The organism is Pseudoduganella namucuonensis (genome assembly GCF_900116645.1).
GTDB lineage: Bacteria > Pseudomonadota > Gammaproteobacteria > Burkholderiales > Burkholderiaceae_D > Rugamonas > Rugamonas namucuonensis.
Map to the genome: position 1 here is coordinate 65,749 of NZ_FPBO01000018.1, position 19,726 is coordinate 85,474.

Sequence of the window (19,726 nt, forward strand, 5' to 3'; positions counted from 1 at the left end):
GCCCGCGCGCCTCTCATGTTGTATTGTAAACTCCGATTAATCGAGTCGTAGTTTAATATCATCTGAAAGGGAAGACTATGAGCAGGAAAATTGTGATCGTCGGCGGCGGTTTCGCCGGACTGTGGGGCGCGCTCGGCGCGGCCAGGCTGCTGGACATGGAGGGCCGCGCGGATGGCCCGGTCGAGATCGCGCTGGTCTCGCCGGCGCCGGTGCTGGCGATGCGGCCCCGGCTGCATGAAAGCGAACCGGAGGGCATGACGACGCCCATCCTGCCGCTGCTGGAAGCGGCGGGCGTGCGTTACATCCAGGGCACGGTGGACCGCATTCACCAGCGGGACCAGTGCGTGGAGGCGACCTCCGCCGATGGCGGGCGGCTGACGCTGTCTTACGACCGCCTGCTGTTGACCAGCGGCAGCCGCATGCACCGCCCCGAAGTGCCGGGCCTGCGCGAACACGCCTTCAGCGTCGACCAGCTTGAAGAGGCGGTGGCGCTGGACCGCCACCTGAAGCGGCTCGCCAGCCTGCCAGAAACGCCCGCGCGCAACACGGTGGTCGTCGTCGGCGGCGGCTTCACGGGCATCGAAGTCGCCTGCGAGCTGCCGGCGCGGCTGCGCGCGGCGCTGGGCGGGGATGCGGCGTTCGACATCGTGCTGGTCGAGCGCGGCGCCGAGATCGGTCCGGACCTGGGAGCGGGACCGCGCCCGGTGATCGAGGAGGCGCTGGACAAGTTGGGCGTCACGCGCGTGCTGGGCGCCGCCGTGGTGGCGGTGGACACCGGCGGCGTGCGCACGGCGGATGGCCGGCGCGTCGAAGCGGCCACGGTGATCTGGACCGGCGGCCCGCGCGCCAGCGCGCTGACCGAGCAACTGGCCGGCGAGCGCGACGCCCTGGGCCGCCTGCGGGTGGAGGACGACCTGCGCGTCGCTGGCGTCCCCGGCGTCTTCGCCGCCGGCGATGTGGCGAGCGCCGTCGTCGACGACCAGGGCAAGCACGCGCTGATGTCCTGCCAGCACGCCCTCGACATGGGCCGCCACGCCGGCCACAACGTCGCCGCCGACCTGCTGGGCCTGCCGACGCTGGCCTACCGGCAGCCGCGTTACGTGACCTGCCTGGACCTGGGCGGGTGGGGCGCGGTCTACACGGAAGGCTGGGACCGTCAAGTAAAAATGGCAGGTGCCGACGCCAAGGCCTTGAAAGTGAAGATCAACACGCAATGGATCTACCCGCCATCCGCCGACCGCGCCACCTTGCTCGCCGCCGCCGCCCCGGCGCGCGCCGTCGCCGGCTGAGTGTGGCCTGGCGTCAAGCGGCCTGAGCCCCATTTGGGGCCAGGCCCCAAATGGGGCTCAGGCCGCTTCGGCTGGGGCTGGGGCTGTGCTAGGATTTGAGCATGGAGGGCCTTGTGGTAAAGTGCGCGCCTTGCCTATGTGGAGGCCCTCGTGTCAGACAAAATCATCCCCATTCAAGCCTACGACAAGCCCGCTGGCGGCTTCGGTTCCCTGCGCGGCACGGCCAGCGCGCTGACCGGCAACGGCCCGCTGCCTGCGCTGAAGGCGCTGCCGCATGTGAACCAGCCGCAGGGCATCGATTGCCCCGGCTGCGCCTACCCGGATTCGCCGACCGACAAGTCGGTGGACTTTTGCGAGCAGGGCGCCTGGGCCATCGCGCACGAGGCGACGCCCAAGCGCGCGACGCCGGAGTATTTCGCCGCGCATACGGTCACGGAGCTGCGCACGCGCGAGGATTGGCAACTGGAAGCCATCGGCCGCCTGACCGCCCCCATGCTGTACGACCGCGCCTCGGACACCTACCGCGAAATCGCCTGGGACGACGCCTTCGCCATGGCGGGCAAGGCCCTGCGAGAACTGGAGTCGCCGAACCGCGCGGTGTTTTACGCGTCCGGCCGCAGCAGCAACGAGGCGGCCTTCCCCTACCAGCTGTTCGCGCGCGCCTTCGGCACCAACAACATGCCGGATTCGTCCAACTATTGCCACGAGTCGTCCGGCGACGCCTTGCGCCTGTCGCTCGGCGTGGGCAAGGCCACCGTGACGCGCGAGGATTTCGAGCACGCGGAGGCGATCTTCGTGTTCGGCCAGAACCCGGCCACCAACCATCCGCGCATGCTGGGGGACTTGCGCCACGCGAAGCTGCGCGGCTGCAAGATCGTCGTCTTCAATCCCTTGCTGAGCGCGGCCTGCAGCGCTTCACCGATCCGCAATCGGCCGGCGAGATGCTGACCGGCGGCAGCACCGTCATCGCCGACGAGTATTACCAGTTGCGGACGGGCGGCGACCTGGCCGCGCTGACCGGCATCATCAAGGCGCTGCTGGCGCCGGACCGGCACCTGGACCGCGCCTTCATCGCCGAGCACACGGCTGGATACGACGAGATGGCGGCCGTGGTCCAGGCGCAGCCCTGGGACGCCATCGAGCGCGACAGCGGCCTGTCGCGCGCGCAGATGGAGCACATCGCCGAGCTCTACGGCGCATCGAACGCCACCATCGCCACCTGGTGCATGGGCCTGACCCAGCACGAGTACGCCATCGCCACGATCCAGATGCTGGTCAACCTGATGCTGTTGCGCGGCAACGTGGGCAAGCCCGGCGCGGGCGTGATGCCGGTGCGCGGCCACTCCAACGTGCAGGGCGACCGCACCGTGGGCGTGACCAACCGTCCCAAGGCGGAATGGCTGCAAGGCCTGGAGCGGGTGTTCGGCTTCACGCCGCCGTCCGAACCCGGACTGGACGCGGTGGCCACCATCCACGGCCTGCTGGACGGGTCGGTGCACGCGTTCACCGGCCTGGGCGGCAACTTCGCCGTGGCCGGTCCGGACAGCCCGCGCGTGCTGGCGGCCATGTCCAACTGCAAGCTGACGGTGCACATCGCCACCAAGCTGAACCGCACACACCTGTATCCGGGCGCCATCGGCCTGCTGCTGCCTTGCCTGGGCCGCACCGAGCACGACGAGCAACCGGGCGGCCAGCAATTCGTCAGCGTGGAGGACACGGCCAGCATGGTGCACGCGTCCACCGGGCGCAACCGGCCGGCCAGCGGCAAGCTGCGCTCCGAGCCCCACATCGTGACGGAACTGGCGCGCCACACGCTGCCGGATTCCGCCATCGATTGGCGCGCCATGGGCCGCGATTACGACGTCACGCGCGACCTGATCGAACGCGTGGCCGAGGGCGCGGTGGCCGGATTCGAGGATTACAACGCCAACATCCGCCAGCGGCGCGGCTTCCACCTGCCGAACACGGCGGCGCTGCGCGTGTGGAAGACCGACACGGGCAAGGCCAATTTCGCGGCCCACGCCTTGCCGGCCGATTCCATCATGCAGAGGGCGCGGGCGCGCCATGGCGACCGCGTGCTGTGCCTGGCGACGGTGCGGGCGCACCGGCAGTACAACACCACGGTCTATCACGATCCGCGCGGCGAGGTGGACCGCTACCGCGGCGTGCACCACACGCGCAAGGTGCTGTTCATCGGTCCCGCGACGCTGGCCCGGCTGGGTTTCCTGGACGGCGAGATCGTGAGCCTGCGCGCGGCCTCCCTGGACGGCGTCGAACGCGTGGTGCATGGCTATCGGCTAGTGCAATACCCCATCCTCAACGACGACGTGTTCGGCTATTTCCCGGAGCTCACGCCCCTGTCCTCGCCGGACCTGACGGCGCGCGGCTCGAACACGCCTGCCTTCAAGGAAGTGCCTATCCTGATCGAACGCTGAGCGCGCGGCTTGCATAAGCGAGCGCCACTGTGGCGCCGATTATCCGATACTGGCCTCCTGGACAACACCGGGAGGTCACCATGAACCGATCGAAGACAGGCGTCTGGCTGTTGGCCGGCGCGATGGCGCTGCCGCTGGCGGCGCAGGCCGAGACCCAGACGCCGGCGCCGGACACGGCCGCCGCCGTGCCGAAAACCGTCAACGGCATACCCTATGTGACGGGCGGGGTGGGCATGGAGGAACGACAAGCCATGCAGTCCGCGAGCCCGGACTACAACCTGAAACTCACCTTCGCCGACCGCGGCAGCGGCGAATACCGCTCCGCCGTGGCGGTCGACATCCGCGACATGCGCAGCGGCGTGCAGGTGCAGGCTGATCAGGCGGGGCCGCTGTTCTACACGCAATTGCCGGCGGGACGCTACAAGGTCACGGCGACGGCGGCGGGCAGGCAGCAGCAGAAGGTCATCACCGTGGCAAGGCACGGCGACCGTTCGCTGGCGTTCTATTGGGATGCGCAGTAGGCGGGGGCGCTATCCGCGGTGGAGGACCAGGCGCCGCCGCGGACGCGCCGCCTGCTGTCCCGGGACCGAGAACTCGGCGCCGCGCTTGACGATTTCCAGCTGGCGGGCGCTGAAGACCTGTTCATGGCCGCCGTCGTCGTCGCTCCAGCGGCAGCACACGCCGTCCTCGACGCCCGGCGTCCTGCGCGCGGCGCCCACCACGATCATTTTCTGGCGCCAGCCTATCGGCCGCACCACGTCGCCGCCTTTGGGTCGTTCCGTTTGCATGCATCCTCCGTCGTGCCGGTTTCAATGAACCCAGCATAGGGGAAGCGGACAGGGCGGGGCGCTACTTTGACTAGCCGCAACTAAGTCACTTTAATTTCGTGACGCGTCACGCTTATTTAGTGATCTTGAGCGCGGCGATCTCTGCACGCGCCTGCGCCAATTCCCGCTCCAGGGCATCCACTCGCGCCAGCGCCTTGTCCAGCTCCGCGAACAGGCGGCTGGGCGCGTCCGGCGGCTCCATTTCCCGTGACGCGTCACGGCTAATCGCGATGGCGATCCGCTCGGCCCGCTTGTTGTCGCGGTAGCGCTTGGCGCGCTCGGCGGGAGTGAGCGCATCTTCCTTGGCGGGTCTGCCGCGCCCGCGTTTTTCCTGTTCCGCCATGCGGCCCTCCTGAAGTGATTGGGCTTATTATATGTGACGCGTCACGCAAACATGGTGTTAAATGTGACGCGTCACACAAATTCACTGTAGACGGGAGACAAACTTGAACCGGAAGACTATCGCCACACTGGCGGCGGCCGCGCTGATCGCGCCGGCCATGCCGCTGCACGCGGAAGAGGGACCCATGAAGGAACTCAGCTTGACGATGAGCGTGAAGTCGGCGGCGGGACATGTGCTGGTGGGCGTGTCCCTGCATAACCAGAGCGCGCACGCGGTGCACGTGCCGCGCGCCCTGGCCAGCGAGAACGAGTTGTTCGGGAAGATGTTCGAGATCACGGACGCGGCGACCGGCGAGCCCGTCGAGTACCAGGGCATCATGGTCAAGCGCGGGCCGATGACGGCGGAGGATTACCTGACGCTGAAGCCCAAGGCCAAGCATCGCAACACCATCGACATCACGAACAGCTACGCCTTCAAGCCGGGCAAGCGCACCTATCGGCTGAGCTATGAGGGAAGTTATCTGCTGGATTTGAAGAAGCTGGGACAGGCGGCGGGGGCGGAGGTGGCGCTGACGGCGCCGGCGGTGACGTTCACGCACGAGGCGAAATAGGGGAGACAAATAGGGAGACATCCCGAAGCGCGTCCCGCTCCCCCTCGAAGCGGGACGCGCAGTTCAGCTTATTGCAGGGCCGGCGTGTTCTCGCCGAAGTACTCGTGCGAGTCGGCGTTGTCGATGGCCTGGGTTGGGTTGCTGATCGCCAGGCTGGACGCGGCGGACTGGCCGTACGCCCAGTCGTCGGTGCCGGCCACGGCGTTGAAGTGGCTCATCTCGTGCACCAGCGTGCCGCCCTTGGAGTCGGTGCCGGTCAGCGGCGCGGTCCAGAAGGCCTTGCAGACATAGATCTTGTACGGTTGGGTCGGGTACACATAGGCGTAGTAGGTCTTGTTGCAGCCGCAATCGACCGTCACCGGCTTGTTGGCGAAGGCGTCCTTGATCGCGCTGAAGTGCGATTTCACGGTGGCGTAGCGGCCTGCGTCGTAGGAGCCGAACCACTTGGTGTAGCGCGTTCCGGCGGTGCCCGCCTGCAGGTAGGCGTCGCCATTGTTGGCCATGGTGGTGGCCGCGCCCATGGCCTGGGTGATGGTGGTCTGCTGCGAGGCGCTGCACTTCGTGAAGCTCAGGCTGCCGGCCAGGGTCGCCGCCGGCGCCGCGGACAGTTGCTGCGCGGCGGTCGTGCGGCTGCCGTTGCCTTCGATGAAGACGGACACGGCGTCCGATTCCAACACCGTCGCTTGCTTCTCGTCGCTGGCGCGGGCGCCCTGCGTGGCCTTGTCGAACAGCTTGTTGGACTTGGTGTGGTAGCGGATCGAGTAGTCGCCGGTGGCGCTCATGTCGTACAGCGCGGACAGCTCGACCGTCACGGTGTGGGACTTGCCGGGCTGGATCACGAAGTAGTCGGACGCTTTTGGCGCCGGACGCTTGACGTGCATGCCCTCGTAGGGGACTTTCACGCCGTCGCGCGTCACTTCAAACAGCGATTCCTCGATGTCGCCGAACGGGGTGTGCCATTTCAGCACGCGCTGCGGCTCGGACGAGGTGTTGGTCATCGTCACCTTGACCACGACGTCGTCGCTGGGACCCAGCGCGTGTTTATCCAGGCTGACGCTTGCCACCAGGCCGTTCGAGGCGTTCGCCGCCAGGCACAGGCTCATTGCCGCTACCGAACCGCCAAACTTGACCACATGATTCCAGTTCATTCGTGTCTCTCCGTAAGTGGGATGTTTTAGTACTGAGCCCGGCCTTGTGAGCCGGGCTCATGTAAAACATCGTCACATACTCATGACACGAGGTAAACATTGTTCGACGCGAAAGCATGAATTTCTGGCAAAGCGTGCGTCTTTGGCGCAACGTTTGTCTAATTTGAGACAAAATGGCCGACGTTGTTAAAATTTAGCGGTCATTTTGGCGAATTTCAGCTGGCCGCGTACTTCACGGAACAGCCGTAGGGCTGGGTAATGGGGCGGCTGACGGGCTTGCCGGCGCTGACCTCGTCGATGGCCTGCGTCACGTAGTTGATGGCGCCCGGGATATCGGCCGGGTTGGTGCTGGGCTTGCTGTCGATGGCGCCCGCGTACACCAGTTTGCCGGCCGGGTCGATCACGTACATGTGCGGCGTGGTGCGGGCGCCGTAGGCGCGTCCGATCTTGCCGCTGTCGACCAGGATGGCGTTCGGCGACGCGTTGCGGCCCTTGAGCCAGGACGCCAGCGCGGCGGTGGCCTTGGGATTGCCCGCCACGCCGTCGGTGGTGTCGATGGACAGCCAGACCACGCCCTTGCCGTTCGCGTGCTTCTGCGTGGCGGGCATGTTGCCGCTGTCGTAGTGCTTCTTCACGAACGGGCACTCGGGATTGACCCATTCCAGCACCACGTACTTGCCCTTGAAGTCGCTCAGCGACACGGCCTTGCCGGACGTGTCCGTCGCGGTGAACGCAGGCGCTGCCTGGCCGACGACGGCCTGGGCGGACGCGGCGGTGGAAACAGTCATGAATGCGGCGGCGATCAATACCTTGTACATTGCATTTCTCCTGTGGTTGGGTGCTTACAGTGTGGCTACGGCGGAACGAACCTGCTCGGCTGTGAGCAGTTCGGAAAACAGTTGCGGCGCGGGCTGGCCCGGGCGGTACAGCACGTAGACCGGCACGCCGCTGCGGCCCAGCGCGGCCAACTGGCGGGTAATGGCGGGATCGCGCAGGGTCCAGTCCGCGCGCATCAGCAGCACCCGCTTGGCGTCGAAGGCTTGCAACAGGGCCGCGTCGGCCAGCGCCGTGCGCTTGTTGAACTGGCAGGTGACGCACCAGGCGGCCGTGAAGTCGACGAACACGGGGCGCCCTTGCCGGCGGGCCGTTTCCTGGGCGGCCTCGGACCAGGCCTGCCAGCGTTGGCCGGCCTCGCTGGACGCGCTGGCCACGGTTGCGGCGGCTTCCGGCGCGGCTTGGACGTTCGTCAGCACGGGTCCGGTCCATGCGACGGCGGCCGCCAGCACGGCGAGGCCGCTGCCGGCCAGGAGGCCGCGCGTCCAGCGGCTGGCGGCGGGCGTGCCGAAAGTCCAGCAGGCGAACGCCAGCGCCAGGAGCAAGGCCAGCGCGGCGGCCGCGCCGTCGATGCCGGTCTGCTGGCCCAGCACCCATATCAGCCAGATCACCGTGGCGAACATGGGGAAGGCCATCAGCACCTTGAAACGCACCATCCACGCGCCGGGACGCGGTATGCGCCGGGCCAATCCCGGCCACAGGCTGGCGAGGAGGTAGGGCGACGCCATGCCCAGGCCCAGGGCGGCGAAGGTGGCGAGGGCAGCCGGGGCGGGCTGCGTCAGCGTGGCGCCCAGCGCGGCGCCCATGAACGGGGCGGTGCAGGGCGAGGCCACGGCCACGGCCAACGCGCCGCCGAGGGCGTCGTCGACCATGGGATGGCGGCTGCGCAAGCCGGCCACGCCGGCCGGCAGTATCCCGCCGAATTCGAACACGCCCGCCAGGTTCAGGCCGATCAGCGTGAACAGGGCGGCCAGCAGCGTGACGATGGCAGGCGATTGCAGTTGGAAGCCCCAGCCCAGTTGTTCGCCTCCGGCCCGCAGCGCCAACAGTGCGGCCGCCAGCGCCAGGAAGGACAGCACCACGCCGGCCGTGTAGGCGAGTCCGCCGGCAGCCAGGCGGCGTCGCTCATGGGCGTGCTGGGCGAAGCCGAACACCTTCAGCGCAAGGACGGGGAAGACGCAAGGCATCAGGTTCAGCAGCAGCCCGCCGGCGAACGCGAGCGCGAGGGTGATCGATAGCGGCTCCGTCGGCGCGTAAGATGGCGATGCGGCGCCAGCGCCTGCGTTGAACGCCCCGTCCGCCGCAGTCCCGGAGCCGGCACCGGCCATGGCAGCCGACGCGATCGGCGGGGTGGCGGCGGGCCCGGGCGTGGACGGCTGGGCGGCGGCGGCCCCCGCGTAAGGGGAGGCCGCGAAGGGCGTGGACGGTTGCGTGGCGGCGGAAAGCGCCGCGGTCGATGTGCCGGCGCCGGACACCGGCCAGCCGCCGTCCACGGCGAATGGCACCGCGACGCCGCCCGCGACGGCCGGGTGGATCAGCACCGCCTCCATCTTCGCCGGGCTTTCACTGCGTTGCGCGGACAGCGGGATCGCCAGCCTCAGCACGCCGCCGTCCCAGCGCTGCGCGACCCGGGCCGCATGGTCGATCACGCCGGCGTCGGCCACGAACACGTCGAGTTCCTTGCCGCGCAGCGTGGCGGGCAAGCCCTGCACGTCGAGCGCCAGCGTCGCCGCGCCCGCCCGCGCCGTGGCGCGGACCTCCGGCAGCGTGGCGGGCCGGGCCCTCCGCGCCGCATCGAACAGCGCGGCGGACGCCGTGGACGGGACACCGCCCGGAATGGACAGCCTGAAGTCCCCCGACTCCGGCAGGCAAATCTCCTTGCAAACCAGCCATTCCGCGTGCAGGGAGAACTCCACCGCCTTGCCGTCCGCTGCGGGCCGGTAGCTGGCGGGCACGTCCACCGTCACCGGCAGCAAGACCTTGCCCTCGTAGCCGTAGTTGGTCAGCGGTCCCAGCGGCAACTTGCGGGGCGCCGGCCATTCGATCCCGCCGGCGGTCATTCCCGCGGGCAAGGTCCATGACACCGTGGTGGGCAGGCCCGAGTCGCCGGGGTTGCTCCAGTAGGTGTGCCAGTGCGGCTGGTGCTCGAGCAGCAGGCCCAGTTTGAATTGCCCGCCCGGACGCACCCCCTGCGGCGCGTGCGCGAGCAGTTCGGCGCGCACGTGATCGGTCTTGATGACCGCCTGCCCCGAGATGGCGGGTGCCGCCAGGAACGCCGACGCGGTCAGCGCGATCATCCAATGCATCAGTTTTGCCATCAGCCACCTTTCTGTGATGGGGCGATTGTCGCCGCGAACGGAGCCGAGCACGGATCCTTTCGCGTCATTTTGATCTGAATCATGAATCTTTGCAGGCGCTTTCGTTACCCTCGCGGGACGGTCCATTACGTGGGGAAGAATATGAGCATCCGCAATCTGCAATTCCTGTTCGCGCCGAAGTCGGTCGCCATCGTCGGCGCCTCGCAGCGCCCCGGCAGCGTGGGGGCGACCGTGTACCGCAACATGCTCGCCGGCGGCTTCAAGGGCGACATCTATCCGGTCAACCCCAAGCACAGCGCGTTCGACGGGCGCCGCGTGTTCCATTCGCTGGCGCAACTGCCGCGCGCGCCCGAACTGGCGGTGATCTGCACGCCGGCGCCGACGGTGCCGGGCCTGATCGCCCAGCTGGGTGAACTGGGCTGCCGGGCCGCCGTCGTGCTCAGCGCGGGCATGGACGGCGCCGCGCGCCACGGCGGCACCCTGCGCCAGGCCATGCTGAACGCGGCCCAGCCCCATCTGCTGCGCATCCTGGGACCCAACTGCGTGGGCCTGCTGGTGCCCGGCATCGGCCTGAACGCCAGTTTCGCGCCGGTCAACGCGCTGCCCGGGCGGCTGGCCTTCGTGTCGCAATCGGGCGCGCTGGTGACCGGGCTGCTGGACTGGGCCGCCGCGCGCAAAATCGGCTTTTCCAGCTTCGTCTCGCTGGGCGACGGCAGCGACGTCGATTTCGGCGACTTGCTGGATTACCTGGCGGCCGATCCCGGCACCGACGCCATCCTGCTGTACGTGGAAAGCCTGCGCCACGCGCGCAAGTTCATGTCGGCGGCGCGCGGCGCGGCGCGCGGCAAACCCACGCTGATCGTCAAGGCGGGACGGGCCGCCGAGGCCGCCCACGCGGCCTTCAGCCACACCGGCGCGCTGGCCGGGTCCGACCTGGTCTATGACGCGGCCGTGCGGCGGGCCGGCATGCTGCGCGTCTATTCGACCGGCGAGCTGTTCGACGCGGCCGAGATGCTGTCGCGCCGCCAGCCCCTGCGCGGCGAGCGGCTGGCCATCCTCACCAATGGCGGCGGCCCGGGCGTGATGGCGACCGACGCGCTGATCGCCGGCGGCGGCGCGCTGGCCGCGCTCGCGCCGGAGACGCTGACCCGGCTGTCGGCGGCGCTGCCGTCCAACTGGTCGCACGGCGACCCGGTCGACATCATCGGCGACGCGCCCCCGGAACGCTACGAGGCCGCGCTGCGGGCCCTGCTGGCGGGCAAGGATTCCGACGCGCTGCTGCTGATCCACGCGCCCACCGCCATCGCCGGCAGCGCCGCGATCGCCCGGACATTGCTGCCGCTGCTGCGCGCGGCGGACCGGCCGGTGCTCACGTGCTGGCTGGGCGGCGCCAGCGTGGCCGAGGCGCGGCGGCTGTGCCAGGACGCCGGGGTGCCGGCGTTCGACACGCCGGAGGCGGCCGTGCAGGCCTTCCTGCAGCAGGTGCGCTACCGGCGCAACCAGAATCTGCTGATGCAGGCGCCGTCCGCCGGCGGCAGCGGCGCGCCGGACCGCGAGGCGGCGCGGGCGCTGGTGCGGGCCGTGCTCGCGCGCGGCGAGACGGCGGTGGCCGCGCCCGAGGCGATGGCCATCCTCGCCGCCTACGGCATCCCGGTGGTCGGCACGGCGACGGTGGCGACCGCCGGCGAGGCCGCGCGGGCGGCGGCGCGGCTCGGCTATCCGGTCGCCCTCAAGCTGCTCTCGCCGGACGTGACGCACAAGTCGGACGTGGGCGGGGTGGTGCTGGACATCGCCGACGAGCGCGCGCTGCGCGAGGCGGCCGAGGCCATCGGCGAGCGGCTGGCGCGGCTGCGGCCCGGCGCGCGCACGGCCGGCTTCACGGTGCAGGCCATGGCGCGGCGCCCGCGCGCGGTCGAACTGATCGTCGGCGTCAGCACCGATCCCGTGTTCGGCCCGGTGGTGCTGTTCGGCCAGGGCGGCGTCGCCGTCGAGGCCGCGCCGGACCAGGCCATCGCCTTGCCGCCGCTGAACCGGGTGCTGGCGGCCGACCTGATCGACCGCACCCGCGTGGCGCGGCTGCTGGCGGGCTACCGCGACCGGCCGCCGGCCGACCGCGCGGCCCTGTGCGACGTGCTGGTGCGCATCGGCCAGTTCGCGGCCGACACGCCCGAGCTGATGGAGCTGGACATCAACCCGCTGCTGGCCGACGCCGGCGGCGTGCTGGCCCTGGACGCGCGCATGCGGCTGGCTCCGGCCGCGCCGGGCGCGCGCGGGGCGGACCGGCTGGCCATCCTGCCGTATCCGGAGCAACTGGCGCGCACCGTGCATTGGGAAGGGCAGGACTTGCTGGTGCGGCCGATACGGCCGGAGGACGGCGCCGCGCACCAGGCGTTCTTCGCCGCGCTGACGCCGGAGGACGTGCATTTCCGCATGTTCGGGGCGCTGCGGGAGCTGACGCCGGCGCAGCTGGCGCGTTTCACCCAGATCGACTATGCGCGCGAGATGGCCTTCATCGCCACCCGCACCGGCGCCGGCGGCCAGGCCGAGACGCTGGGCGTGGCGCGGGTGGTGGCAGATCCCGACAACATCCGCGGCGAATTCGCCGTCACCGTGCGCTCCGACCTGAAGGGCAGGGGCCTGGGACGGCTGCTGCTGGCGCGCCTGCTGGAGTATTGCCGCGCCGAGGGATTGTGCGAACTGCGCGGCACGGCGCTGCCGGACAACGCCCGCATGCTGGCCCTGGCGCGCGAGCTCGGCTTCAGCGTCGCCGCCGGCGACGACGCCGCGGAGATGCGTTTGCTGCTGCATCCGGACGCCGGCGCGCTGGTATAGGGGCCGGACGGACCCGCGCGGTCGGGCGGCCTGGGAACCACGCCCAAGGCCGATGGGCTGTCGGCTTGCGGCGCAGACCTTCAGGCCGACGCCGCGGGCGGGTCCGGCCGCCGTTCCCGCAACAGGTGCAGCGCGAGCATCATCGCCAGCCCGGTGACGGCGGCGGCGGCCAGCACCGGCGCCGTCGGCGGGGCCACGCGGAAGATGGCGCCGACCGCCGGCATGTAAAGGGCCGCCAGCAGCGCGGCCAGGGCCGCGCCCACGATGCCCCAGAACACGGGATTGCGGACCATGAGCGCGCCGGCGGCGCCGTCCTGGCGCCGATTGGCCAGCAGCAGCGCCAGATTGCCGAGCACCAACACGGCGAAGCCGAAGCCCCGGGCCTGGTCGGCCGGCAGCAGCGTAGCCGCCGCGCCATAAGCGGCCGCGATCAGCGCCAGCATGGCGCCACCCTGGAGCACCGCGCGCAGCAGCAGGCCGCGGCCGAACAGCGAGCGCCCGGCGGGCCGGGGCGGCGTGCGCATCAGGTCCCGCTCCTCGGGCTCGCCCTCGAAGGCCAGCGAGCAGGCGGGATCGATGATCAGTTCCATGAACACGATATGCATGGGCAGCAACAGCACCGGCCAGCCCAGTAGCGGCGGCAGCAGCGCCAGGCCTGCGATCGGCAGGTGCATCGCCAGCACATAGGCCACCGCTTTCCGCATGTTGCTGTAGATGCGGCGGCCGGCCCGTATCGCCTCGACGATGGAGGCGAAACTGTCGTCCAGCAGCGTAAGCTGGGCCGCCTCGCGCGCCACGTCCGTGCCGCGCTGCCCCATGGCGATGCCGACGTCGGCCGCCCGCAAGGCGGGCGCGTCGTTGACGCCGTCGCCCGTCATGGCCACCACCGCGCCGCCGCGCTGCAGGGCCCGCACGATGCGCAGCTTCTGCTCGGGCCGGACGCGGGCGCACACGCCGGCGCCGGCCAGCGCCCTGGCCAGTTGCGCGTCGTCCATCGCGTCCAGGTCGGGCCCGCGCAGCACGCCGCCGGTGGCGATGCCCGCCTGGGCCGCGATGGCGCAGGCGGTGACCGGGTGGTCGCCCGTGATCATCAGCAGGCGCACGCCGGCCGCGCGGCACTCCGCGACCGCCTCGGCGATGCCGGGCCGCAGCGGGTCGGCCAGGCCGGCCAGGCCCAGCAGGGAGTAGGAAAACCCTTCCGGCCCGGACGGCCAGGCGTCGCCCGCGTGCGTCGCGTGCGCCACGGCCAGCACCCGCAGGCCCTGGCGCGCCATGTCCTCGGCCGCCAGCAGCGCCAGGGCCCGCTGGTCCGCCGTCAGCGCGCACAGCCCCAGCACATACTCGGGCGCGCCCTTGATCGCCACCACCGCAGGCGCGCCGTCGGCGCGGCCCCAGGCCTGCGCCAGCGCCGGCTGGCTTGGGCTCAGGCCGTACTCGCGCAACAATTCCAACCCGGCCGCCGCCGCCGCCGCGCCCGGCTCGGCCCGGCCCGCCAGCTCGGCGAACGCGCGCTCCATCGGATCGCGCGAGCGCGGGTGGCTGGCCAGCAGCGCCGCCGTGAGCAGCGCTTCCTGCTCGGGGGTCAACGCGCCGGCGCGCGGCGTGGCGTCGCCGCCCGCGCACCACAGGCGGCCGACCGCCATCCGGTTCTCGGTCAGCGTGCCGGTCTTGTCCACGCACAGCACGGACGTCGAGCCCAGCGTCTCGATGGCGGCCAGGCGCCGCGTCAACACCCGGCGGCGCGACAAGCGCCATGCGCCCAGCGCGGGAAACACGGTCAGGATGACCGGCAACTCCTCGGGCAGCATCGACATCGACAGCGCGATACCGGCCAGCAAGGCCGGCACCCACAGTCCGTCGCGGCTGGCCAGCAGCAGCGTCAGCAGGGCGCTGGCGGCCAGTCCGGCCACCGCCAGCCTGCGCGCCAGCGTCGCGCCCTGCCTTTGCAGCGGCGAGGGCGGCGGGGACAGCTCGCGCAGCGCGCTGCCCAGTTTGCCGATCTCGCTGGCCGCGCCGGTGGCCGCCACGCGCGCCATGCCGTGGCCCTGCACGATCAAGGTGCCGGAATAGACCCACGGCAGGCCGTCGCCTCCCGGCGGTTGCGGCGCGCCCGGCAGCGGCGTCGGCGCCTTGTCGACCGGCACGGATTCGCCCGTCAGCAGCGATTCGTCGGCGCGCACGCCGTTGCCCTCGATCAGCCAGGCGTCGGCCGGCACCCGGTCTCCCTCGCCCAGGATGATGAGGTCGCCCGGCACCAGGCCGGCGGCCGGCAGCGTGACGCGCACGCCGTCGCGCACCGCCAGCGCCACCGGGGCGCTCAGCGCGCGCAGGGCCTGCAGCGCGTGCTCGGTGCGGCCCTCCTGGTACAGCGTGATGCCCAGCGTGAGCGCGACCATGCAGGCCAGGAACAGGCCCTCGCGCAATTCGCCCAGCGCCAGGTACAGGCCGGCGGCGGCCAGCAGCAGCGCGAACATCGGTTCGCGCGCGGCGCCGGCCGCGATATGCCACCAGCGGCGCCGGGCCGGCTCGGGCAGCCGGTTGGGGCCGTGCTCGGCCAGCAGCCGGGCCGCCGCCTCGCTGTCGAGCGACGGCGGCGGCGCCGTCCCGCCGTGCGGCGGCGGGCCGTTCAATGGCACAGCAGGACCGCGGTCTTATCCTGGCCCAGCAGCGAGCCGGTGGTGCTGCCCAGCACCCACTCGTGGAAGCGGGTATGGCCGTAGGCGCCGGCGACGATGAGGTCGGCCCCGCTGTCGTCGGCCAGGCGCAGCAGCGCGTCGCCGGCCACCAGCGAGGTGTCGCGGCACACCACCTCCACCTTCACGCCGTGGCGCACCAGCCAGTGCGCCAGGTCGGCGCCCGGCTCGGCGCCGTGCATGAGCTGGTCGCGCTGCGGATTGAACACCGCCACCTTGACCAGGTCGGCGCGCCGCAGCAGCGGCAGGGCGCCGGCGACCGCGCGGCTGGACTCGGGGCTGCCGCTCCAGCCCACCACCACCGTCCGGCCCGGAATCGGGGCGCCGGCCCGCTGCGGCACCACCAGCAGCGGTCGCACGCTGCGCAGGGCCAGGTAGCCCGGCAGGCGCGCGCTCCACAACATGGCCGGCTCGCTCAGGTCGGCCTGGCCGGTGACCAGCAGGTCGCTGTAACGCGCCTGCAGCACCAGGGATTCGAGGGCGCCGCCGTCGGCCAGACGGGTCTCGTAGGAGGCCACGCCCAGGCGGGCGCAGGCCTGTTCGAAGCGCCGCAGTTGCTCCACGGCGCCGCGTTGCAGCGGCGGCTCGGGGGCCGGCGGCAGCTTGGCCAGCGCGGCCGCGCCGAACAGCAGCCGGTCCATCTGGTCGGCGCCGTTGGCCGCTCCGCCGACCAGATGGGCCTGGAAAGCCTCGGCCAGCGCGGCGGCCACCCGCAGGCGCGGTTCGAAGTCGGTGAACTGGTCGATATGGGTGAGGATGGTCTTGTACATGATGGCTCCCGGTTGGATGTGCGATCCAGTGTGCGCGCCCGGAGGCGGCGCGCGCCTTGATCTGGATCAAACGCCGCGAAGGATGGTCAAGCGGCGATTGAATATCGCCCGGCCTTGATCCAGGTCAAATCGCGCCCGTGACTGGAACCCCGGAGGGGCCTATCGTGGTCCCATTGCCACCACCTTTTCAAGGAGCGACCATGCGTGCTTTGGTTTACGAGGGCCCGGGACTGCCGGTCCTGCGCGACAAGCCCCGGCCGGAAATCCGCGAGGCCACCGACGCCATCGTGCGCGTCACCCACACCACCATCTGCGGCACCGACCTGCACATCCTCAAGGGCGACGTGCCCAGCTGCAAACCCGGCACCACGCTGGGCCACGAGGGCGTGGGCGTGATCGAGTCGGCCGGGGCCGCCGTGCGCGGCTTCCGGCCGGGGGACGCGGTGCTGATCTCCTGCATCACGTCCTGCGGCCGCTGCGAGTACTGCAGGAGCGGCATGTATTCGCACTGCGCCGACGGCGGCTGGATACTGGGCAACAAGATCGACGGCACCCAGGCCGACTACGTCCGCATCCCGCACGCGGACACCAGCCTGCACCATATCCCCGCCGGCAGCGGCGAGGAGGCGCTGGTCATGCTGAGCGACATCCTGCCGACCGGCTTCGAGTGCGGCGTGTTGAACGGCAAGGTGCGACCGGGCGGCGTGGTGTGCATCGTCGGCGCCGGGCCGATCGGACTGGCCGCCCTGATGACCGCCCAGTTCTTCAGCCCGGCCGAGATCATCATGGTGGATCTGGACGAGCACCGGCTGGCCGTCAGCCGCGAGTTCGGCGCCACCCACACGGTGCGCGCGGTCGGCAAGGCGGCCGCGCTGGCGGTGCTGGAGCTGACCGGCGGGCGCGGCGTCGACACGGCGATCGAGGCGGTCGGCATCCCTGCCAGCTTCGAGCTGTGCGAGGACATCGTCGCACCCGGCGGCACCATCGCCAACGTCGGCGTGCACGGCTGCAAGGTGGACCTGCACCTGGAGCGGCTCTGGTCGCACAACATCACGATCACGACACGCCTGGTCGACACCGTGTCGACGCCGCAGTTGCTGAAGGCGGTGCAGGGGCGGCGGCTGGACCCGGGACGGCTGATCAGCCACCGCTACACGCTGGACGAGATCGTCCAGGCCTACGCCACCTTCGTCAACGCGGCCGAGACCCAGGCCCTGAAGATGATCATCACCCCCGGTTGACGGCGGCGGCGCCCGCTCATGGCGCCAGTTGCCCCTCAGCCACGTCGTACAGCTCGGTGTGGCCGAAGCCCAGCCGGTAGTCCAGCAGCGAGATGACGCGCGGCGCGATGCGCAGGAAGACGATGCCGCCCCACGGCATCGGGCTGGCGCCCGGCACCATCGCCTTGAGCTGGGGGAATTTGCGCACGAAGGCGGCCGTCACCCGCTCCAGCTCCCCGCTGCCGGCCAGCATCGTGGCCCGCCCCGCGGCGGACACGCTGCGGATATCCCAAGCCCGCGGCCCGGCGCCGCCGTTCCTCCAATGTAGACCAGGCGGTTCCGCGCCGCCCGCGCGCGATTTGATCCAGGTCAAGCGCGCCAGCAATTTCCGAAGCGAAATCTTGCGCCATGTCGTCCCGGCCTTTACCAAAGGGCGTACGGATCGTATGATGCGAGGCAATACCACTAGCGGGCCGCAGCCGTGAAAAACCCCACCATCGCCGAGCAGAGCCTGGACTGGCTGCTGGCCTCCGCCACCGACGCCATGCTGATCATCGACGGCGACGGCGCCATCCTGCTGGCCAACCCGGCGCTGGAGCGCCTGTTCGGCTACGATCCGGGGACGCTGCAAGGGCAACCGGTCGAGGTGCTGATCCCGCAACGCTACCGCCACGGCCACGGCGCGCTGCGCGCCGACTACGCGCGCCATCCCCGTCCGCGGGCGATGGGCGCCGGCGCCGAGCTGCACGGCGCGCACCGCGACGGCCGCGAGTTCCCGGTCGAGGTCAGCCTGTCGCCGCTGCGCAGCGACGGCGCGCAGACCATGGTGATGGCCACCATCCACGACATCAGCGCGCGCAAGGCCGCCGAGCGCGCCCTGCAGGAAAGCGAGGCGCGCATGCGCGCCGTGTTCGAGACGGCGGTGGACGCCATCATCACCATCGACGAGCGCGGCATCCTGGAGCGCCTGAACCCGGCGGCCGAGCGCATGTTCGGCTACACCGAGGCCGAGGTGGCCGGGCGCAACATCTCCATGCTGATGCCGTCGCCGCACCGCAAGCTGCACGACGGCTACCTGGCCCACTATCTGGCCACCGGCGAGAAGCGCATCATCGGCAAGGGCCGCGAGGTGCGGGGCCTGCGGCGCGACGGCAGCGTGTTCCCGATGGACCTGGCGGTGGCGGAGATGACGCTGAACGGGCGCCGCATGTTCACCGGCCTGGTGCGCGACATCACCGAGCGCCGCCAGGCCGAGGAGAAGACCCTCCAGCTGCTGCAGGAGGTCAGCAGCGCCAACGAGGAGCTGACCAACTTCGCCTACGTGGTGTCGCACGACCTGAAGGCGCCGCTGCGCGGCATCGGCTCGCTGGCGGACTGGCTGGCCACCGACTACGCCGACAAGTTCAACGACGAGGGCAAGGAGCACATGCGCCTGCTGATCAACCGCGTGCACCGCATGGGCGCGCTGATCGACGGCATCCTGCAATACTCGCGCGTGGGGCGGGTGCGCGAGGCGGCCGGCGCGGTGGACCTGAACCGGCTGCTGGCCGACGTGGTCGACCTGCAGGCGCCGCCGGCAGGCCTGCGCGTCACGGTCCAGCCCGGCCTGCCGACCGTGGTGGGCGAGCCGACCCGGCTGCAGCAGGTGTTCCAGAATCTGCTGTCGAACGCCGTCAAATACATCGGCCGGACGGACGGCGAGATCCATATCGGCTGCGCCGACGACGGCGCCTTCTGGCGCTTCAGCGTGGCCGACAACGGTCCCGGCATCGAGCCGCGGCACTTCGAGCGCATCTTCCAGTTGTTCCAGACGCTGGCGCCGCGCGACCGCGTCGAGAGCACCGGTGTCGGCCTGGCGCTGGTGAAGAAAATCGTGGAAATGTACCGCGGCCGGGTCTGGGTCGAGTCCGCGCCGGGCGCCGGCGCCACCTTCCTGTTCACCTGGCCCAAGGCGGCGGGACGATCCCATCAAGCACAAGGAGCGAGCACCGCATGAACAATTCCAGCAAGCCCATCCTGCTGGTCGAGGACGACAGCGTGGACGTGATGACCATCCGCCGCGCGCTCAAGGAGATCCGCGTCGGCAACCCGGTGGTGGTGATGGAGCACGGCGAGGCCGCGCTCGACCACCTGCGCGACCCGGCCAACGAGCGTCCCTGCATCATCCTGCTGGACCTGAACATGCCGGTGATGAACGGCATCGAGTTCCTGCGCGAGGCCAAGGCCGACCCGGCGCTGCGGCGCATCCCGGTGGTGGTGCTGACCACCTCCGAGGAGCAGCAGGACAAGGTCAACAGCTTCGACTCGGGCGTGGCCGGCTACATGGCCAAGCCGGTCGACTACCGGCGCTTCGTCGAGGTGGTGCGCTCGATCGACCTCTACTGGACCATCAGCGAGATGCCCTAGC

The 19,726-nt window shown here is 70.6% G+C and carries 15 protein-coding genes and 1 pseudogene; 8 read left to right on the top strand and 8 right to left on the bottom strand.

Features of this window, described 5'->3' with window-relative positions:
• Window positions 1-77 precede the first annotated feature (77 nt).
• From BM436_RS19085 to BM436_RS19095, 3 genes and pseudogenes are all read left to right on the top strand, one after another.
• Complete coding sequence (locus tag BM436_RS19085) at window positions 78-1,289, top strand: NAD(P)/FAD-dependent oxidoreductase (RefSeq protein WP_093557116.1); 1,212 nt, start codon at window positions 78-80, stop codon at window positions 1,287-1,289.
• Window positions 1,290-1,439: 150 nt separating this feature from the next.
• A pseudogene (locus BM436_RS19090) lies at window positions 1,440-3,724 on the top strand (FdhF/YdeP family oxidoreductase).
• 80 nt (window positions 3,725-3,804) lie between these two features.
• Window positions 3,805-4,245, top strand: a complete 441-nt coding sequence (locus tag BM436_RS19095; RefSeq protein ID WP_143133223.1) for a carboxypeptidase regulatory-like domain-containing protein — start codon at window positions 3,805-3,807, stop codon at window positions 4,243-4,245.
• Window positions 4,246-4,254: 9 nt separating this feature from the next.
• On the opposite strand, the gene BM436_RS19100 is transcribed toward BM436_RS19095, so the two are convergent.
• Complete coding sequence (locus BM436_RS19100) at window positions 4,255-4,512, bottom strand: hypothetical protein (RefSeq protein ID WP_093557118.1); 258 nt, start codon at window positions 4,510-4,512, stop codon at window positions 4,255-4,257.
• A 112-nt stretch (window positions 4,513-4,624) separates the two neighbouring features.
• Window positions 4,625-4,894 (bottom strand): hypothetical protein, encoded by a 270-nt coding sequence (locus BM436_RS19105; protein ID WP_093557119.1) that lies wholly within the window; start codon window positions 4,892-4,894, stop codon window positions 4,625-4,627.
• 103 nt (window positions 4,895-4,997) lie between these two features.
• Between BM436_RS19105 and BM436_RS19110 the strand changes: the two genes are divergently transcribed.
• Window positions 4,998-5,504 carry a hypothetical protein gene (locus BM436_RS19110; protein WP_093557120.1) on the top strand — a complete coding sequence of 169 codons (507 nt, stop codon included), beginning with the start codon at window positions 4,998-5,000 and terminating at the stop codon, window positions 5,502-5,504.
• A gap of 68 nt (window positions 5,505-5,572) precedes the next feature.
• On the opposite strand, the gene BM436_RS19115 is transcribed toward BM436_RS19110, so the two are convergent.
• The 3 genes from BM436_RS19115 to BM436_RS19125 all read right to left on the bottom strand — a co-directional run bounded on the left by BM436_RS19115 (window position 5,573) and on the right by BM436_RS19125 (window position 9,783).
• Window positions 5,573-6,652, bottom strand: coding sequence for a M35 family metalloendopeptidase (locus BM436_RS19115; RefSeq protein WP_093557121.1), 1,080 nt, complete (start codon window positions 6,650-6,652; stop codon window positions 5,573-5,575).
• A 215-nt stretch (window positions 6,653-6,867) separates the two neighbouring features.
• The gene (locus tag BM436_RS19120) at window positions 6,868-7,470 is read right to left on the bottom strand and encodes a redoxin domain-containing protein (RefSeq protein WP_093557122.1); all 603 of its coding nucleotides are present in this window, start codon (window positions 7,468-7,470) and stop codon (window positions 6,868-6,870) included.
• Between the two features lie 24 nt (window positions 7,471-7,494).
• A complete protein-coding gene (locus BM436_RS19125) occupies window positions 7,495-9,783 on the bottom strand; it encodes a protein-disulfide reductase DsbD family protein (RefSeq protein WP_177307348.1) in 2,289 nt (762 codons plus the stop codon).
• A gap of 162 nt (window positions 9,784-9,945) precedes the next feature.
• On the opposite strand from BM436_RS19125, the gene BM436_RS19130 reads away from it, so the two are divergent.
• Window positions 9,946-12,636: a bifunctional acetate--CoA ligase family protein/GNAT family N-acetyltransferase gene (locus BM436_RS19130; RefSeq protein ID WP_093557124.1), complete on the top strand. Its 2,691-nt coding sequence runs from the start codon at window positions 9,946-9,948 to the stop codon at window positions 12,634-12,636.
• Window positions 12,637-12,716: 80 nt separating this feature from the next.
• Here BM436_RS19130 and BM436_RS19135 read toward each other — a convergent pair whose 3' ends face one another.
• Entirely contained in the window at window positions 12,717-15,272 is a 2,556-nt protein-coding gene (locus tag BM436_RS19135) for a cation-translocating P-type ATPase (RefSeq protein ID WP_093557125.1), read from the bottom strand.
• Complete coding sequence (locus tag BM436_RS19140) at window positions 15,263-16,099, bottom strand: universal stress protein (RefSeq protein ID WP_093557126.1); 837 nt, start codon at window positions 16,097-16,099, stop codon at window positions 15,263-15,265. Before BM436_RS19140 ends, BM436_RS19135 begins: the two co-directional genes overlap by 10 nt.
• A 200-nt stretch (window positions 16,100-16,299) precedes the next feature.
• On the opposite strand from BM436_RS19140, the gene BM436_RS19145 reads away from it, so the two are divergent.
• Window positions 16,300-17,340: a zinc-dependent alcohol dehydrogenase family protein gene (locus tag BM436_RS19145; protein ID WP_093557127.1), complete on the top strand. Its 1,041-nt coding sequence runs from the start codon at window positions 16,300-16,302 to the stop codon at window positions 17,338-17,340.
• Between the two features lie 16 nt (window positions 17,341-17,356).
• On the opposite strand, the gene BM436_RS19150 is transcribed toward BM436_RS19145, so the two are convergent.
• Window positions 17,357-17,596 carry a hypothetical protein gene (locus tag BM436_RS19150; RefSeq protein ID WP_143133224.1) on the bottom strand — a complete coding sequence of 80 codons (240 nt, stop codon included), beginning with the start codon at window positions 17,594-17,596 and terminating at the stop codon, window positions 17,357-17,359.
• 204 nt (window positions 17,597-17,800) lie between these two features.
• Between BM436_RS19150 and BM436_RS19155 the strand changes: the two genes are divergently transcribed.
• Complete coding sequence (locus BM436_RS19155) at window positions 17,801-19,315, top strand: sensor histidine kinase (protein ID WP_093557129.1); 1,515 nt, start codon at window positions 17,801-17,803, stop codon at window positions 19,313-19,315.
• The gene (locus tag BM436_RS19160; protein WP_093557130.1) at window positions 19,312-19,725 is read left to right on the top strand and encodes a response regulator; all 414 of its coding nucleotides are present in this window, start codon (window positions 19,312-19,314) and stop codon (window positions 19,723-19,725) included. The genes BM436_RS19155 and BM436_RS19160 overlap by 4 nt, the downstream gene beginning before the upstream one ends.
• Window position 19,726 lies beyond the last annotated feature (1 nt).

Excerpts from the sequence above, each read along its gene's own strand:
- BM436_RS19140 (WP_093557126.1), bottom strand. The coding sequence starts at position 16,099 with ATGTACAAGACCATCCTCACCCATATCGACCAGTTCACCGACTTCGAA.
- BM436_RS19130 (WP_093557124.1), top strand. The coding sequence starts at position 9,946 with ATGAGCATCCGCAATCTGCAATTCCTGTTCGCGCCGAAGTCGGTCGCC.
- BM436_RS19115 (WP_093557121.1), bottom strand. The coding sequence starts at position 6,652 with ATGAACTGGAATCATGTGGTCAAGTTTGGCGGTTCGGTAGCGGCAATG.
- BM436_RS19125 (WP_177307348.1), bottom strand. The coding sequence starts at position 9,783 with ATGATCGCGCTGACCGCGTCGGCGTTCCTGGCGGCACCCGCCATCTCG.
- BM436_RS19100 (WP_093557118.1), bottom strand. The coding sequence starts at position 4,512 with ATGCAAACGGAACGACCCAAAGGCGGCGACGTGGTGCGGCCGATAGGC.
- BM436_RS19145 (WP_093557127.1), top strand. The coding sequence starts at position 16,300 with ATGCGTGCTTTGGTTTACGAGGGCCCGGGACTGCCGGTCCTGCGCGAC.
- BM436_RS19085 (WP_093557116.1), top strand. The coding sequence starts at position 78 with ATGAGCAGGAAAATTGTGATCGTCGGCGGCGGTTTCGCCGGACTGTGG.
- BM436_RS19120 (WP_093557122.1), bottom strand. The coding sequence starts at position 7,470 with ATGTACAAGGTATTGATCGCCGCCGCATTCATGACTGTTTCCACCGCC.
- BM436_RS19105 (WP_093557119.1), bottom strand. The coding sequence starts at position 4,894 with ATGGCGGAACAGGAAAAACGCGGGCGCGGCAGACCCGCCAAGGAAGAT.
- BM436_RS19095 (WP_143133223.1), top strand. The coding sequence starts at position 3,805 with ATGAACCGATCGAAGACAGGCGTCTGGCTGTTGGCCGGCGCGATGGCG.
- BM436_RS19160 (WP_093557130.1), top strand. The coding sequence starts at position 19,312 with ATGAACAATTCCAGCAAGCCCATCCTGCTGGTCGAGGACGACAGCGTG.